Source organism: Streptomyces sp. NPDC060027 (genome assembly GCF_042737005.1).
Classification (GTDB): Bacteria; Actinomycetota; Actinomycetes; order Streptomycetales; family Streptomycetaceae; genus Streptomyces.
In genome coordinates this window covers 1-17299 of the sequence record NZ_JBHWVI010000191.1, presented here as the reverse complement: position 1 = coordinate 17299, position 17299 = coordinate 1, and the positions used below count along the sequence as shown (strand labels likewise).

15 protein-coding genes and 1 pseudogene are annotated in these 17299 nt (G+C 71.5%); 15 read left to right on the top strand and 1 reads right to left on the bottom strand.

Annotation, left to right across the window (positions count from 1 at the left end; genetic code table 11):
• Window positions 1-985 precede the first annotated feature (985 nt).
• Window positions 986-1477, top strand: coding sequence for an RNA polymerase sigma factor (locus ACFWBT_RS33300; protein ID WP_385706706.1), 492 nt, complete (start codon window positions 986-988; stop codon window positions 1475-1477).
• Here the strand turns inward: ACFWBT_RS33300 and ACFWBT_RS33295 are convergent.
• Complete coding sequence (locus ACFWBT_RS33295; protein ID WP_385706705.1) at window positions 1454-1957, bottom strand: SRPBCC family protein; 504 nt, start codon at window positions 1955-1957, stop codon at window positions 1454-1456. The genes ACFWBT_RS33300 and ACFWBT_RS33295 overlap by 24 nt on opposite strands.
• 321 nt (window positions 1958-2278) lie before the next feature.
• Here ACFWBT_RS33295 and ACFWBT_RS33290 point away from each other — a divergent pair, with 321 nt between their 5' ends.
• From ACFWBT_RS33290 to ACFWBT_RS33225, 14 genes and pseudogenes are all read left to right on the top strand, one after another.
• Entirely contained in the window at window positions 2279-2833 is a 555-nt protein-coding gene (locus tag ACFWBT_RS33290) for a 4'-phosphopantetheinyl transferase (RefSeq protein ID WP_385706704.1), read from the top strand.
• 210 nt (window positions 2834-3043) lie between these two features.
• Window positions 3044-4315, top strand: a complete 1272-nt coding sequence (locus tag ACFWBT_RS33285) for a 3-deoxy-7-phosphoheptulonate synthase (protein WP_385706703.1) — start codon at window positions 3044-3046, stop codon at window positions 4313-4315.
• 253 nt (window positions 4316-4568) lie between these two features.
• Window positions 4569-5456, top strand: a complete 888-nt coding sequence (locus tag ACFWBT_RS33280) for an alpha/beta fold hydrolase (protein ID WP_385706702.1) — start codon at window positions 4569-4571, stop codon at window positions 5454-5456.
• 245 nt (window positions 5457-5701) lie between these two features.
• Window positions 5702-7300, top strand: a complete 1599-nt coding sequence (locus ACFWBT_RS33275) for a class I adenylate-forming enzyme family protein (RefSeq protein ID WP_385706701.1) — start codon at window positions 5702-5704, stop codon at window positions 7298-7300.
• 5 nt (window positions 7301-7305) lie between these two features.
• Complete coding sequence (locus ACFWBT_RS33270; protein WP_385706700.1) at window positions 7306-8979, top strand: AMP-binding protein; 1674 nt, start codon at window positions 7306-7308, stop codon at window positions 8977-8979.
• Window positions 8976-9233 carry an acyl carrier protein gene (locus ACFWBT_RS33265; protein ID WP_385706699.1) on the top strand — a complete coding sequence of 86 codons (258 nt, stop codon included), beginning with the start codon at window positions 8976-8978 and terminating at the stop codon, window positions 9231-9233. The genes ACFWBT_RS33270 and ACFWBT_RS33265 overlap by 4 nt, the downstream gene beginning before the upstream one ends.
• Window positions 9230-10252 (top strand): hypothetical protein, encoded by a 1023-nt coding sequence (locus ACFWBT_RS33260; protein WP_385706698.1) that lies wholly within the window; start codon window positions 9230-9232, stop codon window positions 10250-10252. The genes ACFWBT_RS33265 and ACFWBT_RS33260 overlap by 4 nt, the downstream gene beginning before the upstream one ends.
• The gene (locus tag ACFWBT_RS33255) at window positions 10249-10500 is read left to right on the top strand and encodes an acyl carrier protein (protein WP_385706697.1); all 252 of its coding nucleotides are present in this window, start codon (window positions 10249-10251) and stop codon (window positions 10498-10500) included. Before ACFWBT_RS33260 ends, ACFWBT_RS33255 begins: the two co-directional genes overlap by 4 nt.
• Before the next feature lies 1 nt (window position 10501).
• On the top strand, window positions 10502-12016 hold the full coding sequence (locus tag ACFWBT_RS33250) for a class I adenylate-forming enzyme family protein (RefSeq protein WP_385706696.1): 1515 nt from the start codon (window positions 10502-10504) through the stop codon (window positions 12014-12016).
• Entirely contained in the window at window positions 12013-13137 is a 1125-nt protein-coding gene (locus tag ACFWBT_RS33245; protein WP_385706695.1) for a ferritin-like domain-containing protein, read from the top strand. The genes ACFWBT_RS33250 and ACFWBT_RS33245 overlap by 4 nt, the downstream gene beginning before the upstream one ends.
• Before the next feature lie 262 nt (window positions 13138-13399).
• Window positions 13400-13900: a PaaI family thioesterase gene (locus ACFWBT_RS33240; protein WP_385706694.1), complete on the top strand. Its 501-nt coding sequence runs from the start codon at window positions 13400-13402 to the stop codon at window positions 13898-13900.
• A complete protein-coding gene (locus ACFWBT_RS33235; RefSeq protein ID WP_385706693.1) occupies window positions 13893-15035 on the top strand; it encodes an acyl-CoA dehydrogenase family protein in 1143 nt (380 codons plus the stop codon). The genes ACFWBT_RS33240 and ACFWBT_RS33235 overlap by 8 nt, the downstream gene beginning before the upstream one ends.
• A 73-nt stretch (window positions 15036-15108) precedes the next feature.
• Window positions 15109-17136, top strand: coding sequence for an FAD/NAD(P)-binding protein (locus tag ACFWBT_RS33230; RefSeq protein ID WP_385706692.1), 2028 nt, complete (start codon window positions 15109-15111; stop codon window positions 17134-17136).
• Window positions 17133-17299 (top strand): annotated as a pseudogene (locus tag ACFWBT_RS33225) (3-carboxy-cis,cis-muconate cycloisomerase); the annotation flags it as partial. The gene ACFWBT_RS33230 and the pseudogene ACFWBT_RS33225, both read left to right, overlap by 4 nt.

Below are 17299 nucleotides of genomic sequence, written 5' to 3'. Positions count from 1 at the left end.
TTTGTGTTTTTTTTTTTTTTTTTTATTCACTCCCTCTCTTCTGGTCCGGGGGGGGGGGCCGGGCGGCGGCCCCCCCCCCCCCCCCCCCGCGACACTCACCGAAAGGCTGAGGAGCACGTACATGCCGAGGGAGCTGTGCCCCGATGTGCCGGCCTGGCGAGGCGCGGTGCGGGGAGGAACGGAGCATGCGGAGGACCCGGACGCCGACCCGGAGCGGCTCCACGAGCGCGTCGCCTCCGACCGGCTGTGCCGGATCCCGGCGGTACGGTTTCCGGCGGTGCGGTCTCCGGCGGTGCGGGCCGGAGCGTGCGGCGCCGCGTACGGCTGTGAACTGCGCGGGCCGGCGCCCGCGTTCGGGGGCGGCGCGGCGCCTGTCACGGCCTCGACGTCCCCTCGGGGTCCGGTACTCCGCACACTGCGCTCGCGGGGCAGACGCCGGGGGAGCGCCCACCAGGAGAGGCCGCCGGCCTCCTCGCCCGTACGCGCTCGGCGTGGACAGGGTCCGCGGCGACGGGCGATCCCGGCCGGTCCCGCCGCCTCGACAGCCGGACGACGAAGATCCACGGCAGCGGCGACGCGGTGACGAGGCGTCATCCCGGCCGTATCCCGGGTGAATCTCGGGAAGAGGCGTTTCGGAGTCCTCGACCTGCTGTGACTCCGCACCGTGCGCAGGGTATTTCGAGTTTCAACGGATAGTCCCGGACTATCGTGGTCGCCGCTGCGGATCATTTGCCGGGGAAGTCGATGTATTTTGCGCGGGAGGTGATTCTGGACGGCTGTTCGAAATTCCGTGTCCGGTGCTAGTGTTGCGACGGGGGCGGGAATTTTAATTCGTCATCGACGGGGGTCGGTTATTCGTGTTTCAGGGTTCTCCTCGCGCAACGGGAAGACGTAGTTCCGTTTTCTTTCGGCGTGCGGTGCGGCCGGCGCTGGAGGCGCGGTGACGGAAGCGGAGGGGGCGCGCGCCGCAGGGTGGGACTACGAGATGCTGGCCCGGCTGGTGGAACAGGCGCAGCGCGGAGACGCCCTGGCCATGGACGAGTTGCTCGGCATCCTCGCACCGTACGTCGGCCGGATCTGTGGACCGGTGGCCCTCCAGGACGGGGCGGACGCCGCGCAGGAGGCGCTCATCGCCGTCTTCCGCAATCTCCGTCAGCTGAAGACGCCCGCGGCGCTGCTCGGATGGGTGCGGCAGATCGCGGTCCGGGAGGCGGTGCGGTTCGCCAAGCAGCGCCGGCAGGGCAGCACCGTTCCGGTGGAATGGGAGGACAAGCCGATCACCGAAGACCTGCATCTCGCCTCGGACATCGCCGACGCGATGGAGAGGCTCGCCCCCGAGCACCGCGTCGTGCTGACGCTGCGTCATGTCGAGGGTCTGAGCGAGCAGGAGGTCGCGGGGTTGCTCGCGGTCCCCGTGGGGACGGTCAGGTCCCGGCTCTTCCGGGCCCGGAGGTCATTCCGCGACGCCTGGGACTGACCGGACCTCCACCCGCTGCTGCAGGCGGTCGAGAAGCCTGCCCTTCCGGTGTGCCGACCGCAGGCTCAGAAGCCGGTTCAGCATCGGGCCGCCGGGCAGACGCAGACTGCTGAAGAAGGCGAACCGGCATCCGTCCCCGTCGGGCATCGCGGCCATGCCACTGGTCAGGGCCCTGCTCTGCATCAGGCACCAGCCGGGGCGCAGCACCAGTTCGAAGTGCTCCCGGTGTCCGAGGGTGCTGACCGCCCGGCCCGACAGTCGGTCGCCGTCCCGGGAGATGAGGGTGAAGGAGCGCAACCCCGGCACGATGTGCGGAAGTTCGTGCTCCAGGTCGGAGGCGACGGCCCACAACTGCTCGAAAGGCACGCTGAAGTGCCGCTCGGCGAGGTTCGGGTGCTTCGTGGCGGACGCGATGACCTTCAGCCTCCGCACGGGATCGAGTTCGACCGCCGGCCAGCTGCTGTGTGCAGCGTCGGTCATCGCTGGTGCTCCCTTTGTGTGAGGTGCGGAGAGAGTCGCATCGTTGCCCCGCACAGTCAAGGTCCGCCGAGGGCCTCCGGGGAATTCGTAGGCTTCTCGGCGCCTGAAGAAGAGGGGGAGTGTCCCGGCGCTGCGCGGCCTCTGAGTACATGACCGGCCGTATTCATGAATGGGGAAGAAAGAACCGTGCACTTCAGTGGGAAACCCCCGGCGCTGCCGCGTGCCCTTTCACATTCCCGCCCGCGCATTCCGGGGCTGGGCTTTGCCGTCGCCTCCCTGCACGAGGGGCCGCCTGTCGCGGTCCGGGCGGCGGAGCGTCGTATGTCCCTGACGATGCCGCCGCGGCGCAGAGCCGACTTCCTGGCCGGCCGCAGCGCACTGCACCGTGCGGTGCGGGCCGCCGGGCTCACCGCGGGCGCCGTCCTCTGTGACGGCCCCCGACCGCTGCTGCCCGACGGTATCTCGGCTTCCATCAGCCACTCCGGAGGAGTCGCCGTCGCCGTGGCCGGGCCGTCGGACCGGTTCCGCACCCTGGGCGTCGACCTCGAACTGACCGCCCTTCCTCTGGAGGCGGCGCACTTGGTGCTGCGCGGGCCCGAGACGGAGTTGCTGAACGGGGACGGGGACGGGGATGGGGACGCGGACACCGGCACGGCGGCCCGGCGCCTGCATGTCCTGCATTCCGCGAAAGAGGCGGCCTACAAGGCCCTCAGCCCGGTCATCGGCCCCGGGCTGCGGGGGCTGCGCGACATCCGGCTGGAGGCGCACACGGACGGCTACCTCGCGCGGGCCACCGGGCAGCCCGGACCACTCGTGCACGTGAGCGCGCGGGAACTTCCCCAGGGCGTTCTGTGCTGGGCCGTTCCCCGGAACTGAGCCGCGCCGCACGTCGGGCACCGACTCGTCCGTACGGCCGCAGCGCCGCACGTTGGGCACCGACTCGTCCGTACGGCCGCACGCCGCGCACCCGGAACCGTACGGACACCCACGTCGAGGCCGCTCGCCACCGCGGGACACCCGCACCCTCGCTCGTCCGTAGAGAACACCGGGACACCCGCACCCTCGCTCGTCCGTAGAGAACACCTCATGACGGAGGCCCGATTCACCATGCACGCACCCCCTCTGCTCGTACCGGCCCGGCCGGCGGACTGGACGCCGTCGGACTGGCGCCGTCGTCCGGCCGCCCAGCAGCCCGACTGGCCGGACCCGGCGCTGCTGCGCCGGGTCCGCGCGCGTCTGGCGGGCACCGCGCCGCTCGTACGGCCCCGGGAGATCCTCGGCCTGCGCCGGGCGCTCGCCCGTGCCGCGCACGCCGACGCCTTCGTGGTCCAACTCGGCGACTGCGCGGAGACGTTCGAGGCCCCGACCTTCGCGGGAGTGGCGGCCCGGGTCGACCTGCTGCACACCACGGCCAGGACGATCCGCCACACCCTGCGGCGGCCCGTGATCCCCGTCGGACGCATCGCGGGGCAGTACGCCAAGCCCCGCTCCTCTCCCACCGAGCGGGTCGGCGGTCACGACATCCCCTCGTTCCGCGGTCACTTGGTGAACAGACCGGAACCCGACCCCGCCGCCCGCGTCCCCGATGCCCTGCGGTTGCTCGAAGGGCATGCCCACGCCCGAGACGTCCTCGCTCTGCTGCGCGAACTCGCCGAGTCGGGCATGCCTCTGCCGGACTCGGCCCCGGACGGCACTCCCGCCGTGTGGACCAGCCACGAAGCTCTGCTGCTCGACTACGAGGAGCCCCTGGTCCGGCGCGACCCGCTGAGCGGAGCCGTGTGCCTGACGTCCACCCATCTGCCCTGGATCGGCGCGCGCACCTGCGAACCGGACGGTGCGCACGTGCGGTTCCTGTCCGGACTGACCAACCCGGTCGGCGTCAAGATCGGCCCCGGCACGGACCCGGAGCGCCTTGCGGAGCTGTGCGCCAGGCTCGACCCGGACCACGAGCCGGGGCGTCTGGTCCTCATCTCCCGGATGGGGGCGGACCGCGTGCGGACGGCTCTGCCCCCGCTGGTGGACCGGGTGGCCCGGCTCGGCCACCCGGTGGTGTGGCTCTGCGACCCGATGCACGGCAACACGTACTCCAGCGGTACGGGCCACAAGACCCGGCATGTCGACACGGTGGGCGCCGAGATCAGCGGCTTCTTCGCCGCGGTCCGCGCGGCGAGGGGCTGGCCGGGCGGAATCCACCTAGAGGCCACCCCGGCGGATGTCACCGAGTGTGTCGGCGGCCGCGTGGGGGTCGCAGAGGAAGACCTGCCGCTGCGGTACGAGACGGCCTGCGACCCACGGCTCAACGGAACGCAGACAGCTGAACTGGCCGCCCTGACAGCCCGGTTGTGCGGGCAGGGCTGAGCCCCGGTACGGCCCCTGCCACGGGCACGCGCGACCCGCACAGCACACCGTCCGAAGACCGCCGATGCCGCCGCGCCCCGAGGAGCCCGGCGGCATCGGTGCGTCCGGGACCATGCTCCGCCGGCCGCATCGCGCCGCCGCCGCGTCGGGAAGAAGAGAAACACGGCAGACGTTCCGACGTCCGCAGGGAACCTTTGGCCCGCGGGCCTCCTCCTGACAGGCCGACAGAAACGTCGGACCACCAGGAGTTTCCATGGAGAACGAGATGCCGTCCCTGCCCGAACTGGACGCCGTACGGCACGGCTTCGTATCGGTACGGGGGGTACGGCTGCACACCGCCGAGGCGGGGGAGGGGGACCCGGTGATCCTGCTGCACGGATTTCCCCAGCACTGGTACGGCTGGCGGCGGCTCATCCCCGAGCTGTCCGCCGACTACCGGCTCATCTGTGTGGACCAGCGCGGCTTCGGCTGGTCCGACGCGCCCGCGAAGGGCTACGACACCGACAGCCGGGTCGCCGACATCCTGGCGCTCATGGACGAAATGGGTCTGGAAAAGGCCCGGTTGATCGGACACGACTGGGGCGCCTGGACCGGATTCCATCTGTGTCTGCGGGCCCCCGAGCGGTTCAGCCACTACCTGGCCCTGAACATGATGCACCCCTGGCCGCTGCACCGTCGGCTGATGCCCCAGTCCTGGCGCTTCTGGTACACCGCGCTGCTCGAACAGCCGCTGCTCGGCCGCTGGTTGCTGCGCCACCGGCCCGGCTTCACCCGCTATCTGATGCGCAGGGGCGTGGTCGAGAAGGCGGTGTGGACACCGGCGGCCATGGACGAGTTCGTCCGCTCCAGCCAGGAGCCCGGCCGGGCACGGGCCGGGGAGGCACTGCACCGCGCCTTCGCGATGCGGGACATCGCCAAGCTGCTTCTCGGCCGTTACCAGAAGCTGCGCCTCACCACGCCGACCGTGATCCTCGCGGGGGAGCGGGACTTCATGCTGCCGCCGAGCGTGCTCACCGGCGCCGAGGGCCACGCCGACGACCTGAGCGTGCAGGTCGTGGCCGGCTGCGGGCACTACCTGCACGAGGAGCGTCCCGACCTGGTGGCGAAGAGCGCGCGCGACCTCTTCTCCCGGGGCCGCTGAGCCGAGGTCGTCCATCGGCACCCCGGGGCCGCTGACCCGGGGTGAAACATCTGTCCGAAGAATTCTGAAACCCGATGGAGTGCACCGGCGGGGTGCCGCCTCTTCTCTGGTGTCGGATGCTTCCTGCCAGCCGGTGGCATCCGCACCACTCCCCCCGCACGCACATGCCCGCAGCAGGGCGCGCTTCGTGCTGCCCGCAGCAGGTGTCAGACCAGCATTCGCCAGGCCGAGCAGAGGGAATACACATGCCCGACGTGTCCGCACTCAATCTCGACGAGATACCCCAGCCCACCGCGTCTCTCGGGCTCCTTCCGGCCGTCGCTGCGGAGAAGCACCCCGAGACACCGTTCCTGTCGGACACGCCGTGGCGTACCTACGACCGTCCGGTGCGCACGGTCGCCGACTTCGCCCACGCCGTCGACGACTACGCCGACCGCTTCTGGGCGGCCGGGATCCGCCGGGGAGACGTCGTGGCCGTGGTCCAGCGCAACCACATCGAGGTCGAGGGCGTGATGTGCGGCCTCGGGAAGATCGGCGCGCTCCCCGCCCTGCTCTCCTCCGGCATGGAGACCGGCGAACTGCTCGAATGCTTCGCGCGCCTGGACCAGCCCTACCTCGTCGTCGACTCCCTAGGCCTGTCCCGGCTCGCCGAGTCGCGGCACGCGCTGGGGCTGCTGACCCGCAAGGTCCTGTGTCTGGAGGAGACGGCCGAGACCTGGGTGGTGCCGCTGCAGGAGCGGGCCGCGCACGATACCAACCCCCGTGACGAGGACGACTGGTTCGTCATCACCCACTCCTCCGGCACCACCGGCGCCCCGAAGATGGCCGCGCACTCGACCCGTTCACTGTTCGGCATGGTCGCCCCGATGATCATGATCTTCCGGGACCAGTACGCGCCGACCGACCTGAACGCCAAGCACCTGTCCTTCGTGCACGCCCGCACCTGCGCCGGCACGCTCGCCTCCCTGGAGACCGCGATGCCCGCCCTGGCCATCGCCGACCCCGACCCGGCGAACGTCAAGCGGCTGATGCTGGAACACCGGCCCACCTCGGTCGAGACCCACCCGAACGTCTACATCCAGTGGGAGTCCCTCGCCGCCGACCCCGACCGCCCGTTCCAGCACGTGGAGCGGTTCATCAGCACCTTCGACGCGATGCACCCGCGTACCGTGCGAGCCCTGCTGAACGCGTCGGAGCATCCCGGCGCCCACTACTTCCAGGCGTACGGGCAGACCGAATCCGGTCCCATCTGCCTGCGCATCGTGACCCGGGAGGAGTCCGCGGAGTACTCGCCGCGCAACGTCGGGCACCCCGGCGGCGGCATGGAGATCCGCATCGTCGACGAGCTCGGCACGCCGCAGCCGGCGAACACACCCGGCTTCATCGAGACCCGCTCCCCGGGCCGTATGCGCGGCTACGTGGGCGGCGGCCCGATGCCCCCGGACGACTCCTGGTGGCCCATGGGCGACATCGGCCGCCAGCTCGACGACGGCTCGCTGGAACTCCTCGACCGCATCGTCGAACACGTCGACGGTGTCGGCAGTCTGCTGGAGAAGGAGGACCACCTCCTGGAGGCGTTGCCCGAGCTCGTCGAGCTGGTCCTGGTCAAGTCCGAGGACGACAGCTCCGTCTTCGCCGTGGCCTGCCCGCGCCCGGGTACCGCACCCGACCCCGAGCGGTTCCGGGCCGTCGCCGCCGAAGCCGGCCTCCCCGACCTCCAGGTGCGCTTCTGGGAGTGGGAGGCGATGCCCGTCACCGGTTCCTACAAGGTCCGCAGGTCGGTGCTCCGGCGCAAGCTCGCGGGCCGTATCCAGCGCACCGCTCCGTCCGGGAAGGAGGACTGACCGCCGTGGTCGCTCTCTGGCACGAACTCTCCCGCTCCCTCCAACGGGACACCACCTGGCTGCACACACCGTCCCGCCAGGACGAACCGGTCTCCGGTCTCGCGCTGCTCGACCGGACCGAACGCACCGCGGGCGCCCTGTCGGCCGCCCGCGCGGGCCGCCCGCCGCGCCGCGTGGGCCTGCTCATGGCCAACGGCGAGCCCTGGGTGCGCGGACTGCTCGCGGCGTTCCGGCTCGACGCGGCCGCCGTGCCGCTGGCCCTGCCCGTGGCCTTCGGCGGCGCGGACGCCTACGCCGCGCACGTCCGGCGGATCGCGGCGGACGCCTCGCTGGACGCGATGCTCGTGGACGGCAGCCTCGGCGGCCGTATCGTCTCCCGGGTCGCCGCGGCCGTACCGCACGTGCCGTTCATCGACATCGCCGAACCGCCGCACCACTACGAGGATCTGCCGCCCGTACGCGGCGACGGCTCGTCCCCCGCGGTCATCCAGTACACCTCGGGCAGCACCTCGGCGCCCAAGGGCGTCGTGGTCACCCAGGACAACGTGTCCGCGGGTCTCGACGCGATCGACGACGGCACGCGATGGAGCGCGGCGGACAGCCTCGGCCAGTGGCTGCCTCTCTTCCACGACATGGGCCTGTTCACGATGCTCGCCTCGCTGCGCCAGGGCACGACCACGACCCTGTGGCAGCCCGGCGACTTCGTACGGCGGCCCATGCGGTGGCTCAGCGAGTTCGCGGCGTCCCGCTCCACGATCCTGCCCGCGCCGAACTTCTTCTACGACTACCTGATCGCGGCCGCGGCCAAGGGCATCCCCGACGACCTGGACCTCTCCGCCTGGCGGTACGGCGGCAACGGCTCCGAGCCGGTGCGGCGCGGCAGTCTGCAGGCGTTCCAGCGGACCTTCGAGCCGTACGGGCTGCGGCCGCAGGTGGTGCAGCCCAACTACGGGCTCGCGGAGGCCACGCTCATCGTCAGCACCGGCATACCGCAGTCGGCGTACCGCAGCCTCCTGGTGGAGCGCGCCGGCCTGTCCGTCGGTGACCCCGTCAAGAAGGCCACCGAGGGGCTCTCGGCGCGCCATCTCGTCTCGTGCGGCCCACCGGTGGCGGGCCTCGACGTCAGGATCGGCGACGCCGAGGGCACGCCGTTCGGCCAGGACACCGTGGGCGAGGTGCAGATCGGTGGTGCACCCGTCACCTCCGGATACCTCGGACTGCCCGCCGAACAGCAGCCGTTCACACCCGACGGGATGCTGCGCACCGGCGACATCGGATTCCTCCACGACGGCGAGCTGTACGTCATGGGCCGGCTCAAGGCGATGGCGGTCGTGCGTGGCCAGAACTACTACGCCGAGGACGTCGAGGAGATCGTCAAGTCCACGCCCGGAGTGGACCGACGTCACTGCGCGGCCTTCGCCTGGGACGCCGACGGCGACGAACGGATGGTCGTGATCTGGGAGACGAAGCTCGACGCGGACGCGGCCGCCGCCCTCGGGCAGGCCATCCGCACACGGCTCGCCGAACACCTCGGCCTGGGCGCCGTCGAGACCGTCGCGGTCTCTCCGCAGACCCTGCCGTTCACCAGCTCCGGCAAGGTCAAGCGCTCCGGCGCGGCCGACCTGTACCGCCGGCACACCGGCACCGCCCCCACCGCCCCGGAAGGACAGTACACATGAGCGTCACCGACACCCTCGGTATCGTCGTACGGGCCCTGGCCACGCAGGCCGGCGTCGACTCCGCCGCCATCGACGCCGACAAGCCTCTCTCCGCCGTCCCGGGCATCGAGTCCGTCAAGGCGCTGCGGGCGATCACGGAGATCGAGGACGAGTGCGACGTCGTCATCCCCGACGACTTCCTCTTCGAGACCGCCTCGGTGCGTGAACTCGCCGAGTTCGTGGCCTCCCTGGCACGGGAGGGCAGCTCCCTGTGACGGTGGAGACCGCCGCCCCCGACGCGCTGCTCGGAGCGCTCGGCCGGTTCACGGCCGTGCCCCGGCACATCGGCCGCTACGACACGGACGTGACGACCGCCGCCCAGGCGCTGCGCGCCCACCCGGCGCAGGTCGCGGGACTCGCAGACGAGGGACTGCCGCACCTGGTCGATCCCGAGCGCGGCCCGCTGTTCGACTACGACGACCTCATGAACGTCGGCATGTTCTGCGGCACCGGCCAGACCGTGCCCGAGCTCGGACTGCGCTTCCTGATGCGCTTCGCGGCCTCGCCGCGCGAGAGCTGGTACGCGCCGCGGGAGTGGGAGATCGGCGTCCACCCGTCGCACACGGCGGGGGGCGTGCCCGCCGAAGCCTCCGCCGGGGCGACCGCGCGTCTCCCCGCTGTGTCCGTCCGCGTGCCCGACCTGTCGGCCCCCGGAGTGGAGCTGCTCTCACCGGGCTCCTTCGACGACCCCCTGCGGGCGTCCGGCTACGAGGCGACGATCCGCCTGACCGGTGCCGACCAGACGGTGCGCGACCCGCGGATCCACGCGGCCTGGAACGAGGTCGTCGATGAGCTTGCCGCGCATCGCGTCACCTACCAGACCGTCCCCGAACCATTGCGCGCCGACCACCTCCGGGCCTGGGAACTCGGCATCGCCGACTGCGTGGTGGCCTCCCGGCTGCTCGCCGACCGACTGCGCGCGGCCGGCCTCGAGGCGACCGCCCGGCGCGGCTATCTGCTCGGACTCTTCGGCAGCGACCACGCGTGGTGCGACGTCGTCGAGGACGGTGTGCACAAGTCGCTCGACCCGGTATTCGCCTTCGTCGCCACCGTCGGGGACGAGCGCGGCGTCGCCCGGTCGCCGGAGTTCGCCGCCGCCTGCTTCGGAAGCCGCTTCAACCGGCTGCTGCCCTGCCGTACCGACAGTGCCCAGCCCCTCGTCTACTTCGACGGCGAACCGGCCCCGTACTGGGCCATGGTCGGCGTCGGCGCCCGCCCGCGGAGGAGCTCATGAACGACGCCCGTTCGCTCGCACGGAACGAAGCCCGGTCGCTCGTACGGGACAGCCTGGAGCACCCCGCCCTGGCCGACCGCATCGGTGACGACGACGACTTCGCCGCGGCGGGCGTCGGATCCGGCGAGCTGATCCGGCTCGCGCTGAACCTGGAGGACCGGCTCGGCAGGCCCCTGGGGGACGAGGAACTCCTCGGTCTCACCTCGGTCCGCGCGGTCGCCGGGCTGATCGGGGCGGGGGTGCGCTGACATGTGGCTCACCCACATCGTGCGGCGCGGACTCGACCGCGACCCCGACGCCCTCGCCCTGCGCGACAGCCGCCGCGACGTCAGCTGGCGCCGGCTCGACCGTGATGTGCGGGCGCTGGCGTCCCGGTTGCGGCACGACACCCTGCCGGGAAGCCGCGTTCTCGTGCTGAGCGGCAACCGGGTCGAGGTCCTCGAAACCTACGTGGCCTGCGCGGCCGCCGGCATGGTGGCGGTGCCGGTCAACCCGGCACTCACCGACCCGGAGCTCGGCGCGATCGTGGAGTCCGTGGAGCCGTCCGCGGCCATCGTCGAGGCCGGCTTCGTCGCGCGCCTCGGTGATCTGTTTCCCGGGCTGCCTCTGATGGACATCGCGGACGTCGCCGGACTGCCGGACGAGGAGCCGGAGTCCGTACGGTCAGAGGGTGGCGGCCCGACCGATCCGGTGCTGATCCTGCACACTTCGGCGACCACGGGCCGGGCCAAGGGTGTCGTCGTGGACCAGCGGTCCCTCCAGGCCAACGCGCTGTCCTGGCTGGCGGACGTGGGGCCGCGGCCGGGCACGGTGTTCCTCAACGCCGGGCCCCTGTTCCACGGCAGCGTTGTCATCGCCCTCGACCATCTCGCCGCGGGCGGCACGGTCTGCGTGCTGGACCGCTTCACCCCGCAGGGCTGCCTGGCCGCCCTCCAGCGCTGGGAGGTCGAGCAGGCCTTCCTCGTGCCGTCCATGGTCCGGCTGCTCCTGGAGGCGAAGGGCCTGGCCGGCACCGACCTGACGAAGCTCCGGCTGCTCCTGCACGGCGCCGCGCCGATGCCCGAGGAACTGGCGCGGCAGGCACACGAGCTGCTCGGCGCCGACCTTCAGACGATCTTCGGGATCACCGAGGGCGGCGGCCCGGTCCTCACCCTGCGCCCGAACACCGCCGTGGGCGAGCCCCCCGTCCCCGGCGCAGTCTGCGTCGGCCTGCCGATGCTCGGCGTCGGGCTGCGGATCATCGACGGTGAGGGACGCGACGTCCCCACCGGAATCATCGGCGAGATCCAGGTGACCGGCGACGGTCTGATGCAGTCGTACTGGAAGAACCCGGAGGCCACCGCCGACGTGCTGAGCGGCGGCCGGCTGGGCACACGCGACCTCGGCTGCCTCGACGCGGACGGCCGGGTCTGGGTTGTCGACCGGCGCAACGACCTGATCCTGCGCGGCGGCCAGAACGTCTACCCGGCCGAGATCGAGCATGTGCTGCGGCAGTCGCCGGACGTCGCCGACGTCGTCGTCGTACCGCTGCCCTCGCGCCTGTGGGGACAGACGCCGGTGGCCTTCGTCCAGCCGGTGTCGCCCGAGCGGTTCGACGAGTCGGAACTGCTCGGCCGGTGCGTCGACGGGCTGGCCCCCTACAAGAGGCCCAGCCACTTCCTGCCCGTGGAGCGCATCCCCCGCAACCCGGCGGGCAAGGTGCTGCGCGCTCAACTGCGGTCAAGGGCAAGCGAGATCATCGTCGACAGGGAGCAGACAGCATGACCACGACCGACTACACGCGTCCTGAGGTGCTGACCGCCCTGGCCGGCGAGTGGGCCGTCCCGGTGTACGGCGACGCCGTCATCCAGTGGGACTACGACCAGCGCAACGACAAAATGGTCCGGCTGTACAAACAGGGCAAGCAGCGGCAGTGGGACATGGACGAGCGCCTCGACTGGGACCACGAAGTGGACCCGGACGATCCGCTCGGTCTGCCGGACGACTTCATCTCCATCGCCGGCTCCAAGCTCTGGGACCGACTGCCCGAGAGTGAGCGGCGCACCGTCCGCAGGCACAGCAGCGGCTGGCTGTACTCGCAGTTCCTCCACTCCGAGCAGGCCGCCCTCATCGCCGTGGGCAAGATCCTGCTCACCGTGAGCGACCTGGACTCCAAGCTGTACGCGGCCACCCAGCTGATGGACGAGGCCCGCCACGTCGAGGGCTTCAACCGCTTCCTGCACACCAAGATCGGCCTGCGGTACGGGCTTTCGCCGTCGATCGCCGCCATGTTCGAGCACGCCATGCGCGAACCGCGATGGGACTTCGGCGTGCTGGCCGCGCACATCCTCGTCGAGAACATGGGCCTCGCCACCTTCGGCGTGCACCGCGAGCGGCTGAAGGACCCGCTGGCCCGCGCCTTCAGCGCCTACGTGGCCCGGGACGAGGCCCGCCACGTCGCCTTCGGGAGGCTGCTGCTGCGCGCGTACTACCCCCAGCTGTCCGAGTCGGAGCTGCGGGACCGCGAGGAGTTCGTCATCGAAGGCTGCTGGGCGCTGCGCGACCGGTACGTCGACGACGACATCTGGAACACCCTCGGCTACGGCGCGGAGGCCATCGAGGCCTCCCGCCGCTCGCCGGCCAAGCGAGAGTTCCGCCGCCTCGTCTTCATGCGGATCGTGCCGGGCCTCAAGGAGATCGGCATGTTCGGCCCGCGGGTGCAGGAAGGGCTGCGGAAGATGGGCGTTCTCGGCTTCCAGGACGTCGACGAGGCGGCATTGCGGGAACTCGACGACAAGGCGGCCGTCGACGCGCTGACCCGGCGCGAGATGGAGGGGCGTCGGCGCGACATCCAGTCGGTCGTCGATCTCGGCGGTGGCGCCGCGAACGGCACCATCGCCTCCTGAACCAGGCCCGCCGCCGTGCCGGAGTTCATCCCCCGCACTCGGGTGCGGCGGCGGGTCTGCCCCTTTGTCCGGCGGCGTCCGGCGATGCTGCGTGCCTCTCGCGGGGCACGCACCCGGACCCCGTACCGCCGTACCGGCCGCCTGGACGGCCCGCTCCCCGCTCCCCGCTCCCCGCTCCCCGCTTCGTTCGAGCGGCGGAGGCTCGTCGACGGGCCGAAGACCGGCTCCCGTCCAGAAAAAACCCGGAAGAAGAGAAGTCGTCATGCCCGAAACCACCCTGCCCGCCGTGCGGCAGAACCGGCTCCGCGGTCTGGCACCGGCCGACGCGGACACCCGAGGCCGTCGCATGCTGGCCGGTCTGGCCGATGGCACCGTGCCCGACCCTCCGGCCGCGTACACCCTCGCCCTGCCGCCCGCGACGAGCTGGCTGCCAGGCCTGATCACCTGCGAGACGGAGCTCGACGCCGCGCTCACTCTCACCCCGGGCGTCGTGTTCGGCGGCTGGATCGCCTGCCTCGTCGACCACTTCGCGGGACTGGTGATGCTGTCCGCCCTCCCGGACGAGTCGGGCTTCCTGACCGCCCGGCTCTCCGTCGACTACCACGCACCGCTGATTCCGGGCCCCGTCCGCGTGGACACCGAGCTGACCAGTTGCTCGACCCGTCTCGCGGTCGCCGAGGTCCGCTTCGTCCAGGACGGGCGCCGCGCGTGCACGGGCACCGTGGAGCAGATCATCCACCGCAGGGGAGTGCGTGATGCGTGAGACCGAACTGGCCGCGGAGCACCGGGACTTCCGCGACCTGGTACGTGACTTCGTCGAGCGGGAGATCGTCCCCCGCCATGACGCGTGGGAGCGCGCCGGGCTCGTCGACCGCGATGTGTGGCGCAGCGCGGGAAAGCTCGGGCTTCTCGGCATGGACGTACCGCAGGAGTACGGCGGCGGGGGCGTCCGGGACTTCCGCTACCAGGTCATCATCAGCGAGGAGATCATGCGCGTCGGCGCCACCGGCGTCGGCTTCGCCCTCCACAACGACGTGGTCGCCCCCTACCTCCTGGCCCTGGCCACCGAGGAGCAGAAGCGTCGCTGGCTGCCCGGTTTCTGCTCGGGCGAACTGATCAGCGCCATCGCGATGACCGAACCGGACGCCGGCAGCGATCTGCAGGCCCTGCGCACCACCGCGCACCGCGACGGGGACGACTACGTCCTCAACGGCGCCAAGACGTTCATCACCAACGGAATCCACGCGGACCTGGTGATCGTGGTGGCCAGGACCGAAGCGCGTCGAGGCGCGCGGGGCCTGAGCCTTCTGGTCGTCGAGCGGGACATGCCGGGCTTCGAGCGCGGCCGCAAGCTGGAGAAGATCGGCATGGCGGCGCAGGACACGGCGGAACTGTTCTTCGACGACGTCCGGGTCCCGGCCGCCAACCTCCTTGGCCGTCCGGGCCGCGCCTTCCTCCACCTGGCGGACCATCTCCCGCAGGAGCGGCTCGGTATCGCCGCGTACGCCGTGGCCGCCGCCGAGACCGCGTTCGAACAGACCCTGGCCTACTGCCGGAACCGCACCGCGTTCGGACAGCCCATCGGCGCGTTCCAGCATGTGCGCTTCGAACTGGCGGAGATGGCCACCGAGTTGGACGTCGCCCGCACCTACGTCGACCGCGCCGTGGCCGAGCACAACGCGGGCCGGCTCGACGCGGTGAACGCCGCCAAGGCCAAGTGGTGGGCCACCGATGTCCAGCGGCGGGTCCTCGACCGCTGCGTTCAACTGCACGGCGGCTACGGCTATATGAGGGAGACGCCCGTGGCCAGGGCCTTCGTCGACAACCGGGTGCACCCGATCTACGGCGGTACCAACGAAATCATGAAAGAGGTCATCGGCCGCGACCTCGGTGTCTGAACCCGGCAGCCGTGACCGCCGTCGCCGCGCCCACGAACCCTCACCCAACTCCCCACCGGAACGGAGACCTTCCGTGAGCGAGCGACAGCTCGAGGTCTGCATCATCGGGGCCGGCCCCCGCGGCCTCTCGGTGTTCGAGCGGCTCTGCGCCACCGCCCGCGGGCGAGCCGCACACACCGCGGTCGTGGTGCACCTCGCGGACCCGGGCCGGCCCGGCTCGGGCCGTGTCTGGCACACCGGCCAGTCCCACCACCTGCTCATGAACACGGTGGCCTCGCAGGTGACGCTGTTCACCGACGCGAGCGTGGAGTTGGAGGGCGACCTCGCGCCGGGCCCGAGCCTCCATGAGTGGGCCCATCACCTCACGCTCATGGACGACCCGCGGGAGCACTGGAACGACATCGGCTACGACGACCAAGTTCTCGCCGAGGCCCGTGACCTGACCCCAGACTCGTATCCGACGCGTGCTCTCTACGGTCACTACCTGGAGTGGGTCTTCCGTCGTGTCGTCCGTAGCGCGCCGCCCCACGTCCGCGTCGTCGTCCACCCGATGCGCGCGGTCCGGCTGCACGACGAGGCGGACGGGCGGCAGAGCGTCACGCTCGCGAACGGCACCCGCATCGGCGGCCTCGACGCCGTGGTCATGGCGCAGGGGCATCTGCCGGTGCGCGCGGACGCGTCGCAGGAGCGGCTGTCCTCGTTCGCGGCGGAGCACGGGCTGAGGTATGTGCGCCCGGCCAATCCCGCCGACCTCGACCTCACGTCCGTAGGACCGGGCGAGGCGGTCGCCCTGCGCGGTCTCGGCCTCAACTTCTTCGACCACATGGCGCTGTTCACCCTCGGCCGGGGAGGAAGCTTCGAGCGGACCGGCGGCACGGAGGCGGGCCCGCTCGTCTATCACCCCTCGGGCCGTGAACCGAGGCTGTACGCCGGTTCACGGCGCGGAGTCCCGTATCTCTCCCGCGGCCGTAACCAGAAGGGCGCGCACGGCCGCCACCGCCCCCGGGTGCTCACCCCCGAGAAGCTGGCGGAGCTGCGCGCCACCGCGGACCGCGGCGGACTCGACTTCGTGCGCGACCTGTGGCCGCTGGTCGCCAAGGAGGTCGAGACCGTCTTCTACGCGGCCCGGCTCACCCGGCGGGCCTGCCTCTGCGAGGCGCGCCGCTTCCAGGAGCGCACGCTCGGCCTGTCCTGGGGATCGGCCGAAGAGGCCGAAGTCCTGCGCGAGTTCGGGATCGCCCCGCACGACCGATGGGACTGGGAGCTCGTCGCCCGTCCGTACGGCGACCGTTCCTTCCGTGACGCCGACGACTACCAGGACTGGCTGCTGGACGCACTGCGCAGGGACGTGGAGGAGTCCGCGGCGGGCAATGTCGACGGCCCGTTCAAGGCGGCGCTCGACGTGCTGCGGGACCTGCGCAACGAGATCCGGATCGTCGTCGACCACGGCGGCCTCACCGGCCGTTCTCACCGCGACGATCTCGAACGCTGGTACACCCCGCTCAACGCGTTCCTGTCCATCGGCCCGCCGGCCGGCCGTATCGAGCAGATGGCGGCCCTGATGGAGGCAGGCGTCGTGACCGTCCTGGGGCCGGGCATGCGCGTGTACGCCGACGAAGGGGCCGGCGTCTTCGCCGTCGACTCCGCCGAGGTGCCCGGATCGCGCGTCGAAGTGACCACTCTGGTGGAGGCCAGGCTGCCCGAACCCGACCTGCGGCTCACCACCGACCCGCTGCTGCGGCACCTCGCCGCGACCGGCGGATGCGGCCCCTTCACGGTGTCCGGCGCGGAGCACGGCAGCTACGAGACGGGCGGCCTCGCGGTCACCGGCCGTCCCTACCACCTGGTGTCCGCGGACGGCCGCGCGCATCCGCGCCGCTTCGCCTACGGCGTCCCGACCGAAGGCGTGCACTGGGTGACCGCCGCGGGCATCCGGCCCGGAGTGAACTCCGTGACACTCGGCGACTCGGACGCGATCGCGATGGCCCTGCTTGCCCTCGCCGCGACGGCCCGTCCGGGCACGAAGGCTCTCGTCCGCCCCGGCACGGAGACCCGCGTCCGACCGAACCCGCAGGCCCGCACCGTTCAGGAGGCTCGGTGAGCATCGCGCGCGTCATGTCCGAGGCTGTTCCGGACAGCGGCCTCCTCTCGCCCGTACGGGCCGGCAGCCCGGCGGAGACGGCGACCACCGACACCGCGTGCCTGCAGGCCATGCTCGACGCGGAAGCCGCGCTGGCGCGGGCCCAGGCCGGGCTGGGCACGGT